Origin of the sequence: Pleomorphomonas koreensis DSM 23070 (assembly GCF_000425185.1) — a bacterium.
Taxonomy (GTDB): Bacteria; Pseudomonadota; Alphaproteobacteria; order Rhizobiales; family Pleomorphomonadaceae; genus Pleomorphomonas; species Pleomorphomonas koreensis.
On record NZ_AULH01000001.1, the window covers coordinates 100,167 to 118,154 of the forward strand.

A 17,988-nucleotide genomic window follows, 5' to 3' on the forward strand; every position below is an offset into this window, starting at 1 on the left:
CGGTCAGCCGGCGGCGGCGTCGCGGGCGGCGATCAGCGCCGCCTCGTCGGCTTGCGCCTTGCGCCAGGCTGGCCGGCTGGTGATCCGCTCGATATAGGCGGCGACGGCCGGCGTTTTCTCGAAGATGCCGAAACCGGTCACCCAGGCGAGCGCCGTCCCCCAGAGCACGTCGGCGGCCGAGAAGCGCTCGCCCAGCCAGTAGGGCGCAGAGCGCTCCACCTGGGCGTTGACCAGGGCGACGACGCTGGCATGGTCGGCGTAAGGGGCGGTCGAGCGCGGCAGCGGCGGCCGCTGCATGGCGTGATCGACCAGCGCCGGCTCGAAGGAGCTGCCGTAGAACACCATCCAGCGCAGATAGGGCGCCCGCTTCGGATCGTCGAAGGCAGGGGCGAGGCCGGCCGCCGGGAACAGGTCGGCGAGATAGAGGGCGACGGCCGCCTGCTCGGTGACCAACTCGCCGCGATGGCTGATGGCCGGCACCTTGCCGAGCGGATTGACAGCGAGGTAGCCGGTCGCGAGATGGCTGCCGCCGCGGATGTCGAGGACGTCGAGGTCATAGGGAACGCCCAGTTCCTCGAGGAGCACGCGGATGGCGAAGGCGCGGCTCTGCGGCGCGTAGTGGAAGACGAGGCGGTCGTCGGTCATGGATCATCTCTCCTCGGGGCGTCGGCCCCATGGCGAAAATGTCCGACGACCGGCCGTCAGGATCTGGCAGCTTCGATACAGACGGAAGATGTCAGCGATCCCCCGGTTCCGAATCGTCGCCGGCGAGGTCGCGCGCCACGTCCGGCGAATGCAGCAGCGCGTCGATGTGGGCGGTCTCGTCGAAGCGGTCGTCGTAGCGGAAGACGAGGTCGGGCGCGAACTTGAGGTTGATGCGGCGCGCCACCTGGCCGCGCAGCCAGCGGGCGTGGCGGCCCAGCGCCTTCTCGGCCGCCTTGGGATCGCCGCCGCCGAGCGGCGTGATGTAGACGGTGGCGTTCCTGAGATCGGGGCTGACGCGCACCTCCGGCACGGTGATCATCATCGCCGTCACCGCGTCGTCCGTCAGCTCGCCGCGCGACAGGATGTCGGCGAGCGCATGGCGGATCAGCTCGCCGACGCGCAGCTGGCGCTGGGAGGGGGCGCGGGCCTCGCCCTGGGAAGAACCGTGATGGGGCATGCTTGCCTCCTGAAACGAACGAAGCGGCAGGGTCCTCCCGCCGCTTCGTGGATGCCTTGAGGAACGCGTCAGAGCGTGCGGGCGATTTCCTCGACGCGGAAGCACTCGATGACGTCGCCGGCCCGCATGTCCTGATAGGCCTCGAAGTTCATGCCGCACTCCTGGCCGGCGTGAACTTCCTTGACGTCGTCCTTGAAGCGCTTGAGCGTGCCGAGCTTGCCCTCGTGGATCACCACGTTGTCGCGGATGAGGCGCACCGAGGCGCCGCGCTCCACCATGCCCTCGGTGACGCGGCAGCCGGCCACCTTGCCGACCTTGGAGATGTTGAACACCTCCAGGATCTCGGCGTTGCCGAGGAAGGTCTCGCGCCGCTCGGGGGTGAGCATGCCGCTCATCGCCGCCTTCACGTCGTCGACGAGGTTGTAGATGATGTTGTAGTAGCGGATCTCGATGCCGTCGCGGTCGGCCGCGTCGCGCGCCTGCTTGTTGGCGCGGACGTTGAAGCCGATGATCGCCGCGTCGGAGGCCGAGGCCAGCGTGACGTCGGACTCGGTGACGCCGCCGACGCCGCCATGGATGACGCGCGCCGCCACTTCCTCGTTGCCGAGCTTCTCGAGCGAGGCGACGATGGCTTCCAGCGAGCCCTGCACGTCGGTCTTGACGACCAGCGGGAACTCCTTCTTGCCGGCGGTCTGCAGCTTGCTCATCATCTGCTCGAGCGAGCCGCGCGAGCCGGAGGCCCGCTTGGCGACGTTCTCGCGCTTCTGGCGGACGCGGTATTCGGTGATCTCGCGGGCACGCGCCTCGTTCTCGACCACCGCAACGCGGTCGCCGGCGTCGGGCGTGCCCTGGAAGCCGAGCACCTCGACCGGCATGGCCGGGCCGGCGGCGGTGACGGTGGCGCCGCGATCGTCGAGCAGCGCGCGGACGCGGCCCCATTCGGAGCCGGCCACCACGATGTCGCCGACCTTCAGCGTGCCGCGATCGACCAGCACGGTGGCCACCGGACCACGGCCCTTGTCGAGCTTGGCCTCGATGACGATGCCTTCGGCGGCGCGGTCCGGGTTGGCCCGGAGTTCCAGCACTTCCGACTGCAAGAGGATCATTTCGAGCAGCTTGTCGAGGTTGGTCTTGGCCTTGGCCGACACCTCCACCTCAAGCGTGTCGCCGCCCATCGATTCCACCTGCACCTCGTGGCGCAGCAGCTCGGTGCGCACCCGCTCGGGATTGGCGTCGGGCTTGTCGATCTTGTTGATGGCGACGATGAGCGGCACGCCGGCCGCCTTGGCGTGGCTGATCGCCTCCACCGTCTGCGGCATGACGCCGTCGTCGGCCGCCACCACGAGAATGACGATGTCGGTCACCTTGGCGCCGCGGGCGCGCATCGCCGAGAAGGCGGCGTGGCCCGGAGTGTCGATGAAGGTGATCTTCTGGCCGTTCTGCTCGACCTGATAGGCGCCGATGTGCTGGGTGATGCCGCCCGCCTCGCCGGCCACCACGTTGGCGTGGCGCAGCGCGTCGAGCAGCGAGGTCTTGCCGTGGTCGACGTGGCCCATGATGGTGACCACCGGCGGCCGCGGCTGGGTGTCCCCCGCCTCGTCGGGCGCGTCGAACAGGCCCTCCTCGACGTCGGCTTCCGACACGCGCTTCACCGTGTGGCCCATCTCGGTGGCGATCAGCTCGGCGGTGTCGGCGTCGATGACGTCGTTGATCTTCAGCATCTGGCCCTGCTTCATCAGCAGGCGGATGACGTCGACGGCGCGCTCGGCCATGCGGTTGGCCAGCTCCTGGATGGTGATCGCCTCGGGCAGCACCACTTCGCGCAGCACCTTCTCGCGCGGGCCGGTCTGCTGGCCGCGACGTTCCTTCTCGCGCTTGCGCTTCAGCGCGGCGAGCGAGCGGGAGCGTTCGCCCTCGTCGTCGGAGAGGGCGGCGGAAATGGTCAGGCGGCCCTTGCGGCGGTCGTCCTCGCCGGCCTTCTTGACCGGCGCCGGCACCGGCACGCGCGCCTTCTTGGCGGCGAGCAGCTTGCCGCGCGGGTTTTCCTCGTCCTCTTCAGTGGCGGTCTTGCCGCGCGGAGCGGCGACCTCCGCGGCGGGACGCGGCTTTTCGGCGACGGCGGGCTTCTTCTCGGCCGGCTTGGCCGGCTCGACGGCCGGCGCCGCCTTGGCGCGCGCCTCTTCCTCGGCTGCCAGACGAGCTTCCTCGACGGCGCGGGCGGCGGCCTCCTCGGCCTCGCGCTTGGCGCGTTCCTCGGCCTCGACCTTCAGGCGGGCCTCTTCCTCGGCGCGGCGCTTCGCCTCTTCCTCGGCGCGCTTGCGCGCCTCGGCCTCGCGGGCGATGGCCTCGGCGAGGGCGGCCTGGCGGGCCTCGATCTCGTCCTGGCTGAGGGTGCGCAGCACCATGCCGCCCGGCGCCGGCCGGCGCTGCTCGCGCGGGGCGGCCGGAGCGGCCTCGCGGCGCTGCGGCTTCAGGCTTTCGGCGATCGACCGCTGGAGCTGCGCCGTCTGCGTCGACTGGGCGCCCTCGAGCGGGCCGCCCTCGCCGTGCTTGCGCGACTTCTTGGTCTCCACCACGACGGCCTTCGTCCGGCCATGGCTGAAGCTCTGCTTGACCGTTCCCTGCTCGACGGTGCGCCGGGAAAGGGTCAGCGTCTTCTTGGGCGCCATGGACGTGCTCTTGTCGTCGGTGTTCTTCGTATCGCTCATGCCGTGTTCTATCCTTGCGGGCCGCTGCCACGCCCCGGATGGGCGACGCAATGGCCGATCGTATTCGCGAACCTCAGGAAAGGTACGCTGTCCAGTCCGTCTCCGGCGCTTCGCCCCTGTAGCGGGCCAGCGCTGCAGCGCATTTCAGGAAGCTGGTGCTCGCCCCACCGGCGAGCAGTGCAGCATGTATCACATTTGCGCCACCCAATGCCAAATCCATTTCGCTCGAGGCGAAGATTCCGGCGATGACCTTCGGCCCGGAAGGCGGCGGTTGTTGCCATAATGCCGCATTCGCAGGCGTTTCGTCCGTTTCCTCGGTTGCACCGACCAGCGCGCCGGTTGCGCGAAGGCGCCGCCGCACCGCCTGTCCGATCTTGCGGCGGCCGTCGTCGGCCGCCTCGCGGGCGTGCAGCACGGCGACGACGCCGCCCTTGCCGACCGCCCCGGTCACCTGGTCGAAACCGGTCACCACCAGACCCGCCTTGCGCGCCATGGAGAGGGACGACAGCGCCGCCTTCAACAGCAGCGCCTCGACCATCTCCGGCAGGTCGCCGGCCGCCTTCGCCTCGGCCTTGAGGCCGCGCGAAAAGGCCTTCTTCCGCACCGCCTCGGCGACCATGTCGCGGCGTGAGGTCACCCAGACGCCGCGTCCGGGCAGATTGCCGCGGATGTCCGGCACCACGGCGCCGTCCGGCCCCAGCACGAAACGCACGAGACCCTCGGGCGGTTGCGCGACGCGCGTCACGATGCAACTGCGTTCCGCCGTCTCGGGCTTGGGTGCCATCATCCTCGTTCCGGTTGCGGGAGGCCGCGTTGGGCGGCCTCCTCGGGCATTTGTCAGTCGGCCGTCTCCTCGGCGACTTCTTCCTCGGCAGCGGCTTCCTCGGCAGCGGCTTCCTCGTCCTCGGCCGGCGGCTCGATCCAGCCGGCGGCGACGCGCGCCGCCATGACGATGGCCTCGGCGTCGGTGCGGCTGACGTCGAGATCGGAGAACAGGCCGCGGTTGCGGATGGTCTCGCCGCCCTTGCGCTCGGTCCAGCCGACGAGGTCGTCGGTGGCGCAGCCGGCCAGGTCTTCCACCGTCTTGATGCCGTCCTTGCCGAGGGCGACCATCATCGCCGTGGTGACGCCCGGCACTTCGCGCAAGCCATCCTCGACGCCGAGCTTGATGCGCTCCTCGTCGAGTTCACGCTCCTTGGCGTCGAGATAGTCCTGGGCGCGCGCCTGGATCTCAACGGCGGTCTCCTCGTCGAAGCCCTCGATGGCGGCGATCTCGTCGCCCTCCACCATGGTCAGCTCCTCGACGGAGGAGAAGCCCTCGGTGGCAAGCAACTGGCCGACCACCTCGTCGACGTTGAGCGCGTTCATGAACAGCTCGGTGCGCTCGTTGAATTCCTTCTGGCGCCGCTCGCTCTCTTCCTGTTCGGTCATGATGTCGATGGCCCAGCCGGTCAGCTGGCTGGCCAGACGCACGTTCTGGCCGCGCCGGCCGATGGCCAGCGACAGCTGGTCGTCGGGCACCACCACCTCGATGCGCTCGGCGTCCTCGTCGAGCACCACCTTGGCGACTTCCGCCGGCTGCAGCGCATTGACGATGAAGGTGGCCGGATCGGGCGACCAGGGGATGATGTCGATCTTCTCGCCCTGCAGCTCCTGCACCACCGCCTGGACGCGGCTGCCGCGCATGCCGACGCAGGCGCCGACCGGGTCGATCGACGAATCCTTGGAGATGACGGCGATCTTGGCGCGCGAGCCGGGGTCGCGGGCCACCGACTTGACCTCGATGATGCCGTCGTAGATTTCCGGCACTTCCGAGGCGAACAGCTTGGCCATGAACAGCGGATGGGTGCGGGAGAGGAACACCTGCGGCCCGCGCTGCTCGCGGCGCACGTCATGGATGATGGCGCGGATGCGGTCGCCGTAGCGGAAGCTCTCGCGCGGGATCAGCTCGTCGCGGCGGCAGATCGCCTCGCCGCGGCCGAGGTCGACGATGACGTTGCCGTATTCGACGCGCTTGACGACGCCGTTCACCACCTCGCCGATGCGGTCCTTGAACTCGTCGAACTGGCGATCGCGCTCGGCCTCGCGCACCTTCTGCACGATCACCTGCTTGGCCGACTGGGCGGCGATGCGGCCGAAATCGATCGGCGGCAGCGGCTCGGAGATGAAGTCGCCGACCATGGCCGCCGGGTTGCGGCGCTGCGCCTCGGCGAGGTCGACCTCGGTCGAGAAGTTCTCGACGGCTTCCACCACCTGCAACAGGCGCTGCAGCTTGATCTCGCCGGTGCGCGGGTTGATCTCGGCGCGGACGTCGGTCTCCGAACCGTAGCGCGAGCGGGCCGCCTTCTGGATGGCGTCCTCCATCGCGGCGATGACGATCTGCCGGTCGATCGACTTCTCGCGGGCCACCGCGTCGGCGATCTGCAAGAGTTCCAAACGGTTCGCACTGACGGCCATAGTCTTCGTCTCCTGCCCTCGATGGGGTCCTGTTCCGTCCTTCGGGGATGATCCCGGTTTGCTGTCCGGGCGGCGGACCGCCCGGCGTCCTCGTCAGCTCTTGCCCGCCTTCAGCGCCTCGCGGATCAGCGCCTCGTTGAGCACGAGGCGCGCTTCCGCGACGCCGTCGAGCGGGAATTCGATGTCCTTGGTGCCGTCCTCGAGCGCCTGCAGCAGATGCAGGCCGCCCTTGTCGTCCGCAACACCGGTCAGCCAGCCGCGAAACCGCTTGCGGCCGTGCACCGGCACGGCGAGTTCCAGCTTGGCCTCGAAGCCCGACCAGCGCACGAAGTCCGAACGCCGCACCAGGATGCGGTCCATGCCCGGCGACGACATTTCCAGCGTGTAGGGCTTGCCGATCGGGTCGTCGACGTCGAGGAGCGGCGAGATGACGTTGCTGGCCGTCTCGCAATCCTCGACGCTCATCGTGCCGTCGGCCTTCTCGGCGAAGATCTGCAGCGTCGCGCCGTTCATGCCGGTCATCCGCACCCGGACGAGGCGGTAGCCGAGGTCGAGCAGCGCCGGCTCGACGATGGCGGCGACGCGTGCCTCGACGCCGGTCTCGCTGACGAGGCGCGGCTCGTCGAGCGCGCTGTCGACGCTCTGGCCGCCGAGCGGCGGAAGGGGCGGCTGGTCCTCGGTGGTCATCGGTGGGCGGCATCCCTCGCGGCGCGCCGGCCGTCGCGGGCAATAAAAAAGAGCGGGACCTTTCGGACCCACTCCCAACCCGCTTCAGCAGCGCATCAGAACTGATACGCCCCATATAGGCCGCTTTCGCGCGGAAATCAATGCCTCGGCCGCAAGGGCCGTCAGGCGACCGTTTTCCGCGCCGCGCGGCGAAACGTCAGATAGGCGGAGCCGCGCCCCTCGCGCCGCGCCTTGGCCTCGTAGCGGGTGCCGGGCCAGCCGTCCCACGGCTGCCGCCAGTCGTCGGGCGCCGAAGCCGTCCAGGCGAAGGCCGGATTGGCGCGGACGTGGCGCAGCGTCCAGTCGACGTAGGTGTCGATGTCGGAGGCAAACCAGAACTCGCCGCCGTCCTTCAGCACGCGGGCGAAGCGGGCGACGGTGTCGGCGCCGACGAAGCGGCGCTTCCAGTGACGCTTCTTCGGCCAGGGATCGGGGTAGAGCAACAGCACGCGGGTCAGCGACGCCTCGGGCAGCCAGTCGAGCACGCGCACGCCGTCCTCGCCGGACAGCCTGATGTTGGCGATATCGGCGTCGGCGATGCGGCCGAGTGCCTTGGTCATGCCGTTGACGAAGGGCTCGACGCCGATGAAGCCGACATCGGGCCGTTCGAGCGCCCGATGGACGAGATGCTCGCCGCCGCCGAAGCCGATCTCCAGCCGGATCTCGGCCGGCGCCTGCGGGAACAGCGCCGCAAGGTCGGCCGGGGCGGGCGCCGAAAGGTCGAGCGCCAGCCGCGGCAGCAGGCTTTCCAGCCGCTCGGCCTGACCCTTCCTCAGCGTCTTGCCCTTGCGGCGGCCGAAGAAGGCGTTCTCCCGCGGCTCTCCCGCTCTCTGGTCCAGGCCGTGGTGGTCGGTCATCGTCGTCCGTCGCATGAAAAAGCCCCGGTCACGGGGCGACCGGGGCCGTCTTTAGCTGGTTCCCGCCCGTTAGGCGAGGGCCGACTTCAGCGCGTCGACCAGATCGAGCGCCTCCCAGGAAAAGCCGCCGTCGGCTTCGGCCGGCCGGCCGAAGTGGCCGTAGGCGGCGGTGCGGGCGTAGATCGGCCGGTTGAGGCCGAGCCGCTCGCGGATGCCGCGCGGGCTGAGGCGGACGAAGTCGCGATTGCCGAGCACCTTCTCGATGCGCGCCGGATCGACGGTGCCGGTATCATGCAGGTCGACGTAGATGGACAGCGGATCGCTGACGCCGATGGCGTAGGAGAGCTGGATGGTGGCGCGGTCGGCGAGGCCGGCGGCGACGATGTTCTTGGCCAGCCAGCGGGCGGCATAGGCGGCCGAGCGGTCGACCTTGGTCGGGTCCTTGCCCGAGAAGGCGCCGCCGCCGTGCGGCGCCGCGCCGCCGTAGGTGTCGACGATGATCTTGCGACCGGTCAGGCCGGCGTCGCCGTCCGGGCCTCCGATCACGAACTTGCCGGTCGGGTTGACGTGCCAGACGGTGTCCTCGTTGACCCAGCCGGCCGGCAGGGCGGCGATGACATGCGGCTCGACGATGCGGCGCACGTCGGCCGAACTGAGGCCGTCGGCGTGCTGGGTGGACAGCACGATCTGCTGCGCCCGCACCGCCTTGCCGTTCTCGTAGGCGACGGTCACCTGGCTCTTGGCGTCGGGGCCGAGCAGCGGCTCCTGGCCGGACTTGCGGGCCACGGCGAGGTCGGAGAGGATCTTGTGGGCATAGTAGATCGGCGCCGGCATCAGCTCCGGCGTCTCGCGGCAGGCATAGCCGAACATGATGCCCTGGTCGCCGGCGCCCTCGTCCTTGTCGGCGGCGGCGTCGACGCCCTGGGCGATGTCCGACGACTGCTCGTGCAGCAGGATCTCGATGCGGGCGTTCTGCCAGTGGAAGCCGTTCTGGGCGTAGCCGATGTCGCGGATCGCCTCGCGCGTCAGGTGCTCGATCAGCGCGTTGTCGACGGATTTCGGACCGCGCGTCTCGCCGGCGATGACGACGCGGTTGGTGGTGGCCAGCGTCTCGGCCGCCACGCGCGCCTGCGGTTCGGCGGCGAGGAAGGCATCGACGATGGTGTCGGAAATGCGGTCGCAGACCTTGTCGGGATGGCCTTCCGAGACGGACTCGGAAGTGAAGAGGTAGTTCTGGCGGGACATAGGGTTTACCCCTCAAAGAAAACGCCGGCACACGGCTCGGCGGCGAACACTGTTCTGTCGCGTGGGCTGTCCGTCGCGGCGCCCTCTTTTCGCAAAGCCCCGCAAGAAGCGCAAGCCTCCGCCGCCGCCCGGTGCAGTTTTGCAAGGCACCGTGCGTCGCGGCCACGATGGCGGCAGGTTCGTTTCCCGCCGCCGGCCGTCACCGGAAATCCGTTTCTGTTCGACCGCCAGAGGGGAGGGGTGCCGACGACCCTCCAAAAGCAAACGGCGGACCGCGCCGGCCGAGCCGGCACGATCCGCCGCCATCCGGCGCGGAGATCCGATCAGGCGTCGCCTTCCTCGGCGGCCAGCGTCTGCACGAGGTCGACGATGCGCCGGCGGACGCGGGCGTCCTTGATGCGGACGAAAGACGTGTTGAGCGACAGCCCCTCCGTCGACGACAGGAAGTCGACGACATATGTGTGGCTGGAACTCTCGGCAAAGCCTGCCGCTTCCTCCGGCGTGCCGGGCGCGTCCTCGAAGAAGAAGGACACCGGAACCTTCAGCACGGTGGCGATGTGCTGGAGACGGCTGGCGCCGACGCGGTTGGTGCCCTTTTCGTATTTCTGGATCTGCTGGAACGTGATGCCGAGCGCCTCGCCCAGCTTTTCCTGGCTCATGCCAAGCATCATGCGACGGAGCCGTACGCGACTGCCGACGTGGACATCAATTGGATTGGGGGACTTCTTGCTGGCCATATTAATCTCGTCTGCGGGTTGAACCCGCGGTTATCGATGAGGCTCGCAAGGCGCGGTCTTTAATTTGTTGTCTTGCGGCCCATTTCTTGGCAAACGAACATAACAGCATCGTTGCGCGCTGCGATTGTTGTCCGCGAACGAGAAGTTGTCAACTCCTGGGTCTGCGTTTTCCCTTTCCCATCAGGGAAAGCAGCAGCGAAACCATGAGGAACGTCAAGAGGAACGCCGGTCCGAAACGGTGAAAGACCACCGGCGGGCGTTCGGCCGGCAGGTGGCCGTCGAGTACACCCTCCTCGCCGATCGGCAGGCTTGCAACGATGCGGCCATAGGCATCGACGATCGCCGAAATGCCGGTATTGGCGGCGCGTACCAGCGGCAGTCCCTCCTCGATCGCCCTGAGGCGGGCGGCGTCGAGATGCTGGTAGGGGCCGGCGCTGCGGCCGAACCAGCCGTCGTTGGTGACGTTGACGAGGTAGTCGGGTCGGCCGCCGTCCGGCAATGCCTCCCCGGAGAAGATCGCCTCGTAGCAGATCAGCACCGAGAACGACGGATGGCCGTCGACCGAAATCAGGTTGCGGCGGGGACCGGGCGAGAAGCCGCCGATGCCGCGGAACAGTTCGGCGATGCCCAGCCGGCCGACGAGGCCATCGAAGGGCATGTACTCGCCGAACGGCACCAAATGCACCTTGTCGTAGGCGGCGCGGATGGCGCCGGTATCGTCGATGACGAACAGCGAGTTGTAGTAGCGCCGGCCGCCGGTGGCATCGTCGGCCGGCTCGACACGCGGCGCGCCGGTGAACAGCAGCGTGCCGGGCGACAGGAGGTCGGCGATGCGGGCGAGCGCCGTCGGCTCCTCGGTCAGGAAGAAGGGCAGCGCCGTCTCCGGCCAGACGATCTCGGTGAAGGAGATGGCGCCGAGCGTCTGGTCGTCGGTCTTGCGGTCGGAGAGGGCGACGAGTTTGTCGATTGCCGCCTGTCGCGTTTCGGGCGACCACTTGACCGCCTGCTCGATGTTCGGCTGGACGATGCGGATCCGGCTGCCGGCCACCACCGCCTGGCCCACCGGCGCCGCGCCGGACAGGCGATGGATGCCCCAGCCGAGGTCGGCGGCGACGAGCAGGAGCACCAGCGCCAGCGTCAGCCGCCGCAGTCCGGGCCGGTTTCGCCGGTCGTCGATCCGGTCGCCGATAAACAGCGCCGGCGCCGCGAACACGGCGATGCCGGCGAAGGTGAGGCCGTAGACGCCGACGACGCTCGCCGCCTGCGCCGTGAGGTCGGTGAAGGCGACGGCCTGCCCGATGAGATTCCAGGGAAAGCCGGTCAGCAGATGGCCGCGCAGCCATTCCGAGACGCCGAGCCCCAGGGCGAGCGCGAAGATGCGCGTCGGACCGTCGCTCCACAGGAGGCGGGCGACAACGGCGCCGAGGGCGGTGAACAGCGCGAGGCCGGCGGCGAGGCCGGCGACGGCGAAGGGCATCAGCGGGATGAGCGCGGCGCGGCCCTCGGCGAAGAAAGCGATGCCCACCCAGTAGAGACCGATGAGGAAGTAGCCGAAGCCGAACCACCAGCCGACGGCGGCCGCCGGCCTGAGGCGCCGGACGCCGCGCGGCCCGGCGACGACGGCGCCGTCGATCAGCAACACCAGCGCCGGCAGCGTCAGGAACAGGATCGGCGCGGCGTGCACCGGCGCCATGGCCAGCGCCGACAGCCCGCCGGCGGCGAAGGCGGCGAGATGCCGACGCCACCCCCAGAGGAGCAGCAGCCGCTCTGCCCAGTTCTCGAACATGCGCCTCTCCAAGCCCTGGCGAATCGGTGGCTCACGCGGCAAGCAATAGAGCATCGAACCGAAAAGTGCAGGCGCTTTTCAAAAAGCCCGATGCCCGAGCAAAAGGTCAAGGCGCCGCCGGCACGGAAATGGCGGACCGGCCGCAGGCGAGGCAGCCATCCTCTCTTTCGGGAAAAGGGCATCCCTTGTCGGCCGCGCGCCCTGTCGGCCCGAGATCCTCCGCCTGCGCGGAGGAAGACAGCCATATATTTGTTTTACATATATAATTAGCCGTCGTCCGCCAAGGCGGAGGATCCCGTGCTGGAAAGGCGGCCAGCGAATACAGGACTCCCCTCGGAACGGCGGCTGCCTTGACGAGGCCCGGCCCGCGAGGGATTTCCCCTCACTCAGGCGCCGATTTCGGAGGCCTCCGCCGTCTCGGCCGGCGCCGCTCTCGCCACCAGCCGCACCGTCTTGATGCGGCGCGGGTCGGCGTCGAGCACCTCCACCTCCCAGCCGGGCAGGTCGTCGGAGACGATCACCTCGCCGCGTGCCGGGATGCGGCCGAGGGCGGCGAACAGCAGCCCGCCCAGCGTGTCGACGTCCTCGTCGTAGTCGGCGAAGCTGAAGGAGGGGCCGATCACCGCCCGGACCTCGTCGAGGTCGGCGCGGGCGTCGGCGAGGTAGACGCCCTCCTGCACGGTCCTGACCAGCGGGCCGTCCTCGTCGTCGTGCTCGTCGTCGATCTCGCCGACGATGGTCTCGACCACGTCCTCGATGGAGACGATGCCGTCGGTGCCGCCGTATTCGTCGATCACCAGCGCCATCTGGATGTGCGTCGCCTGCATCTTCTGGAGAAGATCGGTGGCCGGCATCGACGGCGGCACGAACAGCACGGCGCGAACCAGCCTGGCGGCGTCGAGGGTGATGCCGAGGTCGACCTTGCCGACGTCGAGCCGTTCCTCGGCGTCCGCCGCGGCGCCGTCGATGCGCGCCTTGCCGGTGATGTGGGTGATCAGGTCCTTGATGTGGACCATGCCGATGGCGTCGTCGAGCGTCTCGCGATAGACCGGCATGCGCGAGTGGCCGGACGCCTCGAACAGTTCCAGCAGTTCGGAGAGCGTCGTGTCGGCGTCGACGGCGGCGATGTCGGCGCGCGGCACCATCACGTCGGCGACGCGCGTTTCGCGCAGGCGCAGGATGTTGCGGATCAGCGTCCGCTCCTCCGGCGAGAAGGCGGCGTCGAGCGCGTCCTCCTGGCTGAGCGCCGCCTCGAGGTTCTGCCTCAGCGTCGCCGAGGTCTTGAAGCCGAAGGCATCGCGCAGCCGCGCGAGCCAGCTCGTTCCCGTTCCACTGTCGGCCGGGGCGCTGGATTGGGCCGCCACGGCCGTCGTCTGACTGCCCGTACTTTGACTGTCGCTGTCGCTCATCGTCCTTCTTCCGCGCCGCCTCCGGCCCTCCCGGCCGCCGGCGGTCGTCCCGATTGCCGTCCCTCAGCGGCCGGCGCCGCCCATCGGCGCGTCGGCATAGGGGTCGGCGATGCCGAGCCGGGCGAGGATGGCCGTCTCGAGGCCCTCCATCTCCCCGGCTTCGTCGTCATTGAGGTGATCATACCCGACGAGATGCAGGAATCCATGCACGATCATGTGCAGGAAATGATCGCGGAAGGCGATGCCTTCCTCGGCCGCCTCGCGCGCCACCGTCTCGTGCGCCACCGCGATGTCGCCGAGCAGCGGCCCGTAGGCGTCGGCATCGGGGTCGTCCTGGGGGAAGGACAGCACGTTGGTCGGCTTGTCGAAGCCGCGGTGGTCGCGGTTGAGGACGCGGATCGCCGCGTCGCCCGTCAGCAGCAGCGATAGCTCGGCATCCTCGGCGATCTCGGCATCGGCCATGGCCGACGCCATGGCGACGGCCGCCTCGACGCCGGCGCGCCAGTCCTCCGCCTCGCCCCACAGCGGGCTTTCGGCGAGGATATCGACGGCGACGACGCTCATGGCTTGCCTCCGGCGCGGGCGGCGAGGCGCTCGCGGCTGTCGTCGTCATAGGCCTTGACGATGCGCGCCACCAGCTCGTGGCGAACGACGTCCTCGTGGGTAAAGCGTACCTGCACCACGCCGGACGTGTCGGTGAGGATGCGGCTCGCCTCGACGAGGCCGGACACCTGCCCGGCCGGCAGGTCGATCTGGCTGGGATCGCCGGTGACGATCATCTTCGAGCCGTCGCCGAGGCGGGTCAGGAACATCTTCATCTGCATCGACGTGGTGTTCTGCGCCTCGTCGAGGATGACCGCCGCGTTGGCGAGCGTGCGGCCACGCATGAAGGCCAGCGGCGCGATCTCGATGGCGCCGGAGGTGAGCGCCCGCTCCACCCGCTCGGGCGGCATCATGTCGTAGAGCGCGTCGTAGAGTGGCCGGAGATAGGGGTCGATCTTCTCGCGCATGTCGCCGGGCAGGAAGCCCAGCCGCTCGCCGGCCTCGACGGCCGGACGCGACAGCACGACGCGCGCCACCTCGCCGCGTTCGAGCAGGGCGGCGGCGTGCGCCACGGCCAGATAGGTCTTGCCGGTGCCGGCCGGGCCGAGGCCGAACACCAGCGTCGAGCGGTCCATGGCGCGGATATAGGCGTCCTGCGCCGGGTTGCGGGCGACCACCGTCTTGCGGCGGGTGGCGATGGCGGCGAGCTGCAGCCGCGAGCCGCTGTCGATGGTCGGCAGCGGCAACTGGTCGCCGGCGGAGAGCGCCATGCGGATCGCCCCTTCGACGTCGGCCGAGGTGATCGCCTGGCCGGCCTGCAGGCGGCCGTACAGCGTTTCCAGCACGTCACGGGCGCGCTCGGCCGCCTCGTGGGAGCCCCGGATGGTCACCTGGTTGCCGCGCGCCGTGGCGTCGACGTCGAGCTTCTGCTCGATCAGCGCCAGATGCTGGTCGAACTGGCCGTAGAGCGGGCCGATCAGCCGGTTGTCCTCGAAGACCAGCACCAGATGGGTGAGGTCGGACGCATAGGTCATGTGGCGTTCCCCGGAGTGGCGCGCGGCGGTGTTGCCGGCGCGGCTGTCATGCCGACCGCCGCGCAGCGGCCGGCTCGCCGGCCAGCGAGCCGATCAGGCTGTGGCCGAGTGCCGCCTCGATGGTCACGTCGGCGATTTCACCGATCAGCGAGGACGGCGCCATGACGGCCACCGGTTGCAGATAGGGCGAGCGGCCGACGATCTGGCCGGCGAGACGGCCGGGCTTGTCGAACAGCACCGGCAGCGTCCGGCCGATCAGGCGTTCGGCAAAGGCCGTCTGTTGCGCCTCGATCAGCGCCTGGAGCCGATGCAGGCGCTCGCTCTTCACCGCTTCCGGCACCTGCCCGTCCATCGTCGCGGCCGGCGTGCCGGGGCGCGGCGAGTACTTGAAGGAGAAGCAGGCGGCGTAGTCGACGGCGCGGACGACGTCCATGGTCGCCTCGAAGTCGGCGTCGGTCTCGCCGGGGAAGCCGACGATGAAGTCGCCGGACAGCGCCATGTCCGGCCGCGCCGCCCGGATGCGGGCGACGAGGTCGAGATAGTCGGCGGCGGTGTGGCGGCGGTTCATGGCCGCGAGGATGCGGTCCGAGCCCGACTGCACGGGAAGGTGCAGGTAGGGCATCAGCTTCGGATTGCCGGCGTGTTCGGCGATCAGCGCGTCGTCGAGATCGCGCGGATGGCTGGTGGTGTAGCGGATGCGGGCAAGGCGCGGCAACTCGGAGAGGCGGGCGAGCAGGCCGGCAAGGCCGACGGGGCGGCCGTCCTCGTCCGTGCCGTGATAGGCGTTGACGTTCTGGCCGAGCAGCGTGATCTCGCGCACGCCGGCCGCCACCAGCCGCCGCGCTTCCTCGACGATGCGGGCGACCGGCCGCGACGCCTCCGAGCCGCGCGTGTAGGGCACGACGCAGAAGGTGCAGAACTTGTCGCAGCCTTCCTGCACGGTGAGGAAGGCGGTCACCCCGCGCGAGCGCACCGCCGTCTCGGTCGGGGCGGCGAGGTGGTCGAACTTGTCGTCGAGCGGAAACTCGGTCTCCACCACCTTCGGCCGGGCCGGCGCCTGGCCCTCGGTGGCGGCCGGACGCTCGCCGGCGCGGACGCGGTCGATCAGCTCGGGCAGGCGGTGGTAGGTCTGCGGGCCGAATACCATGTCGACCACCGGCGCGCGGGCGATGATCTCCTCGCCCTCGGCCTGGGCGACGCAGCCGGCGACGGCGATCAGCGTCTCGCGGCCCTCGGCGGCCCGCGCCGCCTTCATGACGCGCAGCCGCCCCAGCTCGGAATAGACCTTCTCGGCCGCCTTCTCGCGAATGTGGCAGGTGTTGAGGATGACGAGGTCGGCGCTTTCCGGGCTGTCGGCGGCGGCATATCCGAGCGGCGCCAGCGTGTCCGACATGCGCTCGCTGTCGTAGACGTTCATCTGGCAGCCGTAGGTCTTGATGAAGACAGATTTGTTGTCCGTCACCGTCGCTCGCTTTCCCTCGGGGGACGGCCTATCCGCGCCGTCCCGGTAAAGATAACGGCATCTAGTGCATTTTGAGGAGCGGCGAAAGGCGGTTTTCCAACAAATTCGCGTGGCAGCCGGCCGTGCGGGCCGGCCGGTCGCTGGAACGATTAGCCGCCGCGCCGGCTTGATCGGCGGTGGGCGGCGGGCGCAAATGGCCGGCGACGCCGGCCCCGCCGGCTCCCCGGATGGAAGGATGAGGCCCGATGCCCCTTTACGAACTCGACGGAATCGCCCCCGAACTGCCCGACGGCGATTGCTGGATCGCCCCCGACGCCCACGTCATCGGCAAGGTGAAGCTCGGCGAGGACGTCGGCGTCTGGTTCGGCGCGGTGATCCGCGGCGACAACGAGCCGATCGTCGTCGGCGCCCGCACCAACATCCAGGAAGGGGCGACGCTGCACACCGACATGGGCTTCCCGCTGGTGATCGGCGAAGGCTGCACCATCGGCCACCAGGCGATCGTCCATTCCTGCGAGATCGGCGACAACGTGCTGGTCGGCATGGGCGCCACCATCCTGAACGGCGCGAAGATCGGCAAGAACAGCCTGGTCGGCGCCAACGCGCTGGTCACCGAGGGCAAGGTGTTTCCGGAAGGGTCGCTGATCGTCGGCTCGCCGGCGCGGGCGGTGCGGGCGCTCGACGACGCGGCCATCGAGAAACTGCGGCAGTCGGCCGTCAACTACGCCGCCAACTTCAAGCGCTTCAAGGCCGGCTGCCGCCGCATCGACGGCTGACGCGTCATCAGGGGCGCACCGGCCCGCCGGTCTCCGCCGAGAAGATGGCGGCGAGATGGGGGGCGATGGCCTGAAGCGGCAGCTGCCGCTCCACCGCCCCGATCTCGAAGGCGGCGCGCGGCATGCCGTAGATCACCGACGTCGCCTCGTTCTGGCCGAGCGTGTGGCCGCCGCCGAGGCGGATGTCCAGGAGGCCGGCGGCGCCGTCGCGGCCCATGCCGGTCAGGATGACGCCGAGGCTGCTCAGCGGGCAGAGGCGGGCCATCGAGCGGAACAGCACGTCGACCGACGGCACATGGCCGGAGACGCGCGCCTCGCCGCCGAGGCGGCAGACGAGGTTCGGCCCGATGCGTCCGATCTCGAACTGGCGGCCGCCGGGCGCCATGTAGGCGGTGCCGGGTTGCAGCGCCTCGCCGTCGTCGGCCTCCTTGACGCGCAGGGCGCAGAAGCCGTCGAGCCGGCTGGCGAACGGGCCGGTGAACGGGGCGGGCATGTGCTGGACGATCAGGATCGGCGGCATGTCGGCCGGCAGGGCCGCCAGCACCGCGTAGATCGCCTCGACGCCGCCGGTCGAGGCGCCGATGCCGATCACCGCGCCGGTACGCGAGCAGCCGGCCATCGGCGGCAGGGCACCGGGCCGGGCAACCGCGGCTTCCGACGCGGCGCGGCGGGCGCCGACGTTGGCGGCGGCGGCGATCTTGATCTTGTCGGTCAGTTCGACGGCGATGGTCGCGAGATCGGTGGCCCTGGCCGGCTTGGCGACGACGTCGACCGCGCCGATTTCGAGGGCGCGCAGCGTGGCGAAGGTGCCGGCCTGGGTCAGCGTCGACACCATCACCACCGGCATCGGCCGGAGCGCCATCAGTTTTTCCAGGAAGGAGATGCCGTTCATGCCGGGCATCTCGACGTCGAGCGTCAGCACGTCGGGATTGAGGCGCTTGATCGCCTCGCGGGCGGCGAAGGTATCGGCGGCCGTTCCGACCACCTCGATCTCCGCATCGCGGCTGACGAGGGCGCTCAAAAGGTCGCGCATCAGGGCGCTGTCGTCGACGATCAGGAGGCGGATGGGCCGAGCGGGCATGGTGG

Annotated in this window: 16 protein-coding genes; 1 reads left to right on the plus strand and 15 read right to left on the minus strand. The window is 69.7% G+C overall.

Going from position 1 to position 17,988, the window contains the following annotated elements:
* Window positions 1-3 precede the first annotated feature (3 nt).
* The 14 genes from H512_RS0100445 to miaB all read right to left on the minus strand — a co-directional run bounded on the left by H512_RS0100445 (window position 4) and on the right by miaB (window position 16,126).
* Window positions 4-645 carry a glutathione S-transferase family protein gene (locus H512_RS0100445; RefSeq protein ID WP_026781852.1) on the minus strand — a complete coding sequence of 214 codons (642 nt, stop codon included), beginning with the start codon at window positions 643-645 and terminating at the stop codon, window positions 4-6.
* A 91-nt stretch (window positions 646-736) separates the two neighbouring features.
* Complete coding sequence (gene rbfA / locus H512_RS0100450; protein WP_026781853.1) at window positions 737-1,162, minus strand: 30S ribosome-binding factor RbfA; 426 nt, start codon at window positions 1,160-1,162, stop codon at window positions 737-739.
* A gap of 68 nt (window positions 1,163-1,230) precedes the next feature.
* Entirely contained in the window at window positions 1,231-3,870 is a 2,640-nt protein-coding gene (infB, locus tag H512_RS0100455; RefSeq protein WP_026781854.1) for a translation initiation factor IF-2, read from the minus strand.
* 73 nt (window positions 3,871-3,943) lie between these two features.
* Window positions 3,944-4,657 (minus strand): RNA-binding protein, encoded by a 714-nt coding sequence (locus H512_RS0100460; RefSeq protein WP_026781855.1) that lies wholly within the window; start codon window positions 4,655-4,657, stop codon window positions 3,944-3,946.
* Between the two features lie 50 nt (window positions 4,658-4,707).
* Complete coding sequence (gene nusA, locus H512_RS21925) at window positions 4,708-6,327, minus strand: transcription termination factor NusA (RefSeq protein WP_036789357.1); 1,620 nt, start codon at window positions 6,325-6,327, stop codon at window positions 4,708-4,710.
* 93 nt (window positions 6,328-6,420) lie between these two features.
* Entirely contained in the window at window positions 6,421-7,014 is a 594-nt protein-coding gene (gene rimP, locus H512_RS21930) for a ribosome maturation factor RimP (protein WP_053239429.1), read from the minus strand.
* Between the two features lie 161 nt (window positions 7,015-7,175).
* Complete coding sequence (trmB, locus tag H512_RS0100475; RefSeq protein WP_053239430.1) at window positions 7,176-7,910, minus strand: tRNA (guanosine(46)-N7)-methyltransferase TrmB; 735 nt, start codon at window positions 7,908-7,910, stop codon at window positions 7,176-7,178.
* Between the two features lie 69 nt (window positions 7,911-7,979).
* Window positions 7,980-9,155: a methionine adenosyltransferase gene (gene metK, locus H512_RS0100480; protein ID WP_026781857.1), complete on the minus strand. Its 1,176-nt coding sequence runs from the start codon at window positions 9,153-9,155 to the stop codon at window positions 7,980-7,982.
* A gap of 323 nt (window positions 9,156-9,478) precedes the next feature.
* Window positions 9,479-9,892: a helix-turn-helix domain-containing protein gene (locus H512_RS0100485; RefSeq protein WP_026781858.1), complete on the minus strand. Its 414-nt coding sequence runs from the start codon at window positions 9,890-9,892 to the stop codon at window positions 9,479-9,481.
* Between the two features lie 148 nt (window positions 9,893-10,040).
* Complete coding sequence (gene lnt / locus H512_RS0100490) at window positions 10,041-11,678, minus strand: apolipoprotein N-acyltransferase (protein WP_026781859.1); 1,638 nt, start codon at window positions 11,676-11,678, stop codon at window positions 10,041-10,043.
* A 386-nt stretch (window positions 11,679-12,064) separates the two neighbouring features.
* Window positions 12,065-13,087, minus strand: a complete 1,023-nt coding sequence (locus H512_RS21935; protein WP_084798226.1) for a hemolysin family protein — start codon at window positions 13,085-13,087, stop codon at window positions 12,065-12,067.
* Window positions 13,088-13,150: 63 nt separating this feature from the next.
* Entirely contained in the window at window positions 13,151-13,651 is a 501-nt protein-coding gene (gene ybeY / locus H512_RS0100500; RefSeq protein ID WP_026781860.1) for an rRNA maturation RNase YbeY, read from the minus strand.
* Entirely contained in the window at window positions 13,648-14,664 is a 1,017-nt protein-coding gene (locus H512_RS0100505) for a PhoH family protein (protein ID WP_026781861.1), read from the minus strand. The genes ybeY and H512_RS0100505 overlap by 4 nt, the downstream gene beginning before the upstream one ends.
* 46 nt (window positions 14,665-14,710) lie before the next feature.
* Complete coding sequence (gene miaB / locus H512_RS0100510; protein ID WP_026781862.1) at window positions 14,711-16,126, minus strand: tRNA (N6-isopentenyl adenosine(37)-C2)-methylthiotransferase MiaB; 1,416 nt, start codon at window positions 16,124-16,126, stop codon at window positions 14,711-14,713.
* 245 nt (window positions 16,127-16,371) lie between these two features.
* On the opposite strand from miaB, the gene H512_RS0100515 reads away from it, so the two are divergent.
* Window positions 16,372-16,902 (plus strand): gamma carbonic anhydrase family protein, encoded by a 531-nt coding sequence (locus tag H512_RS0100515; RefSeq protein ID WP_026781863.1) that lies wholly within the window; start codon window positions 16,372-16,374, stop codon window positions 16,900-16,902.
* 7 nt (window positions 16,903-16,909) lie between these two features.
* Here the strand turns inward: H512_RS0100515 and H512_RS0100520 are convergent, their stop codons facing one another.
* Window positions 16,910-17,983, minus strand: a complete 1,074-nt coding sequence (locus H512_RS0100520) for a protein-glutamate methylesterase/protein-glutamine glutaminase (RefSeq protein WP_026781864.1) — start codon at window positions 17,981-17,983, stop codon at window positions 16,910-16,912.
* Window positions 17,984-17,988: the final 5 nt, after the last annotated feature.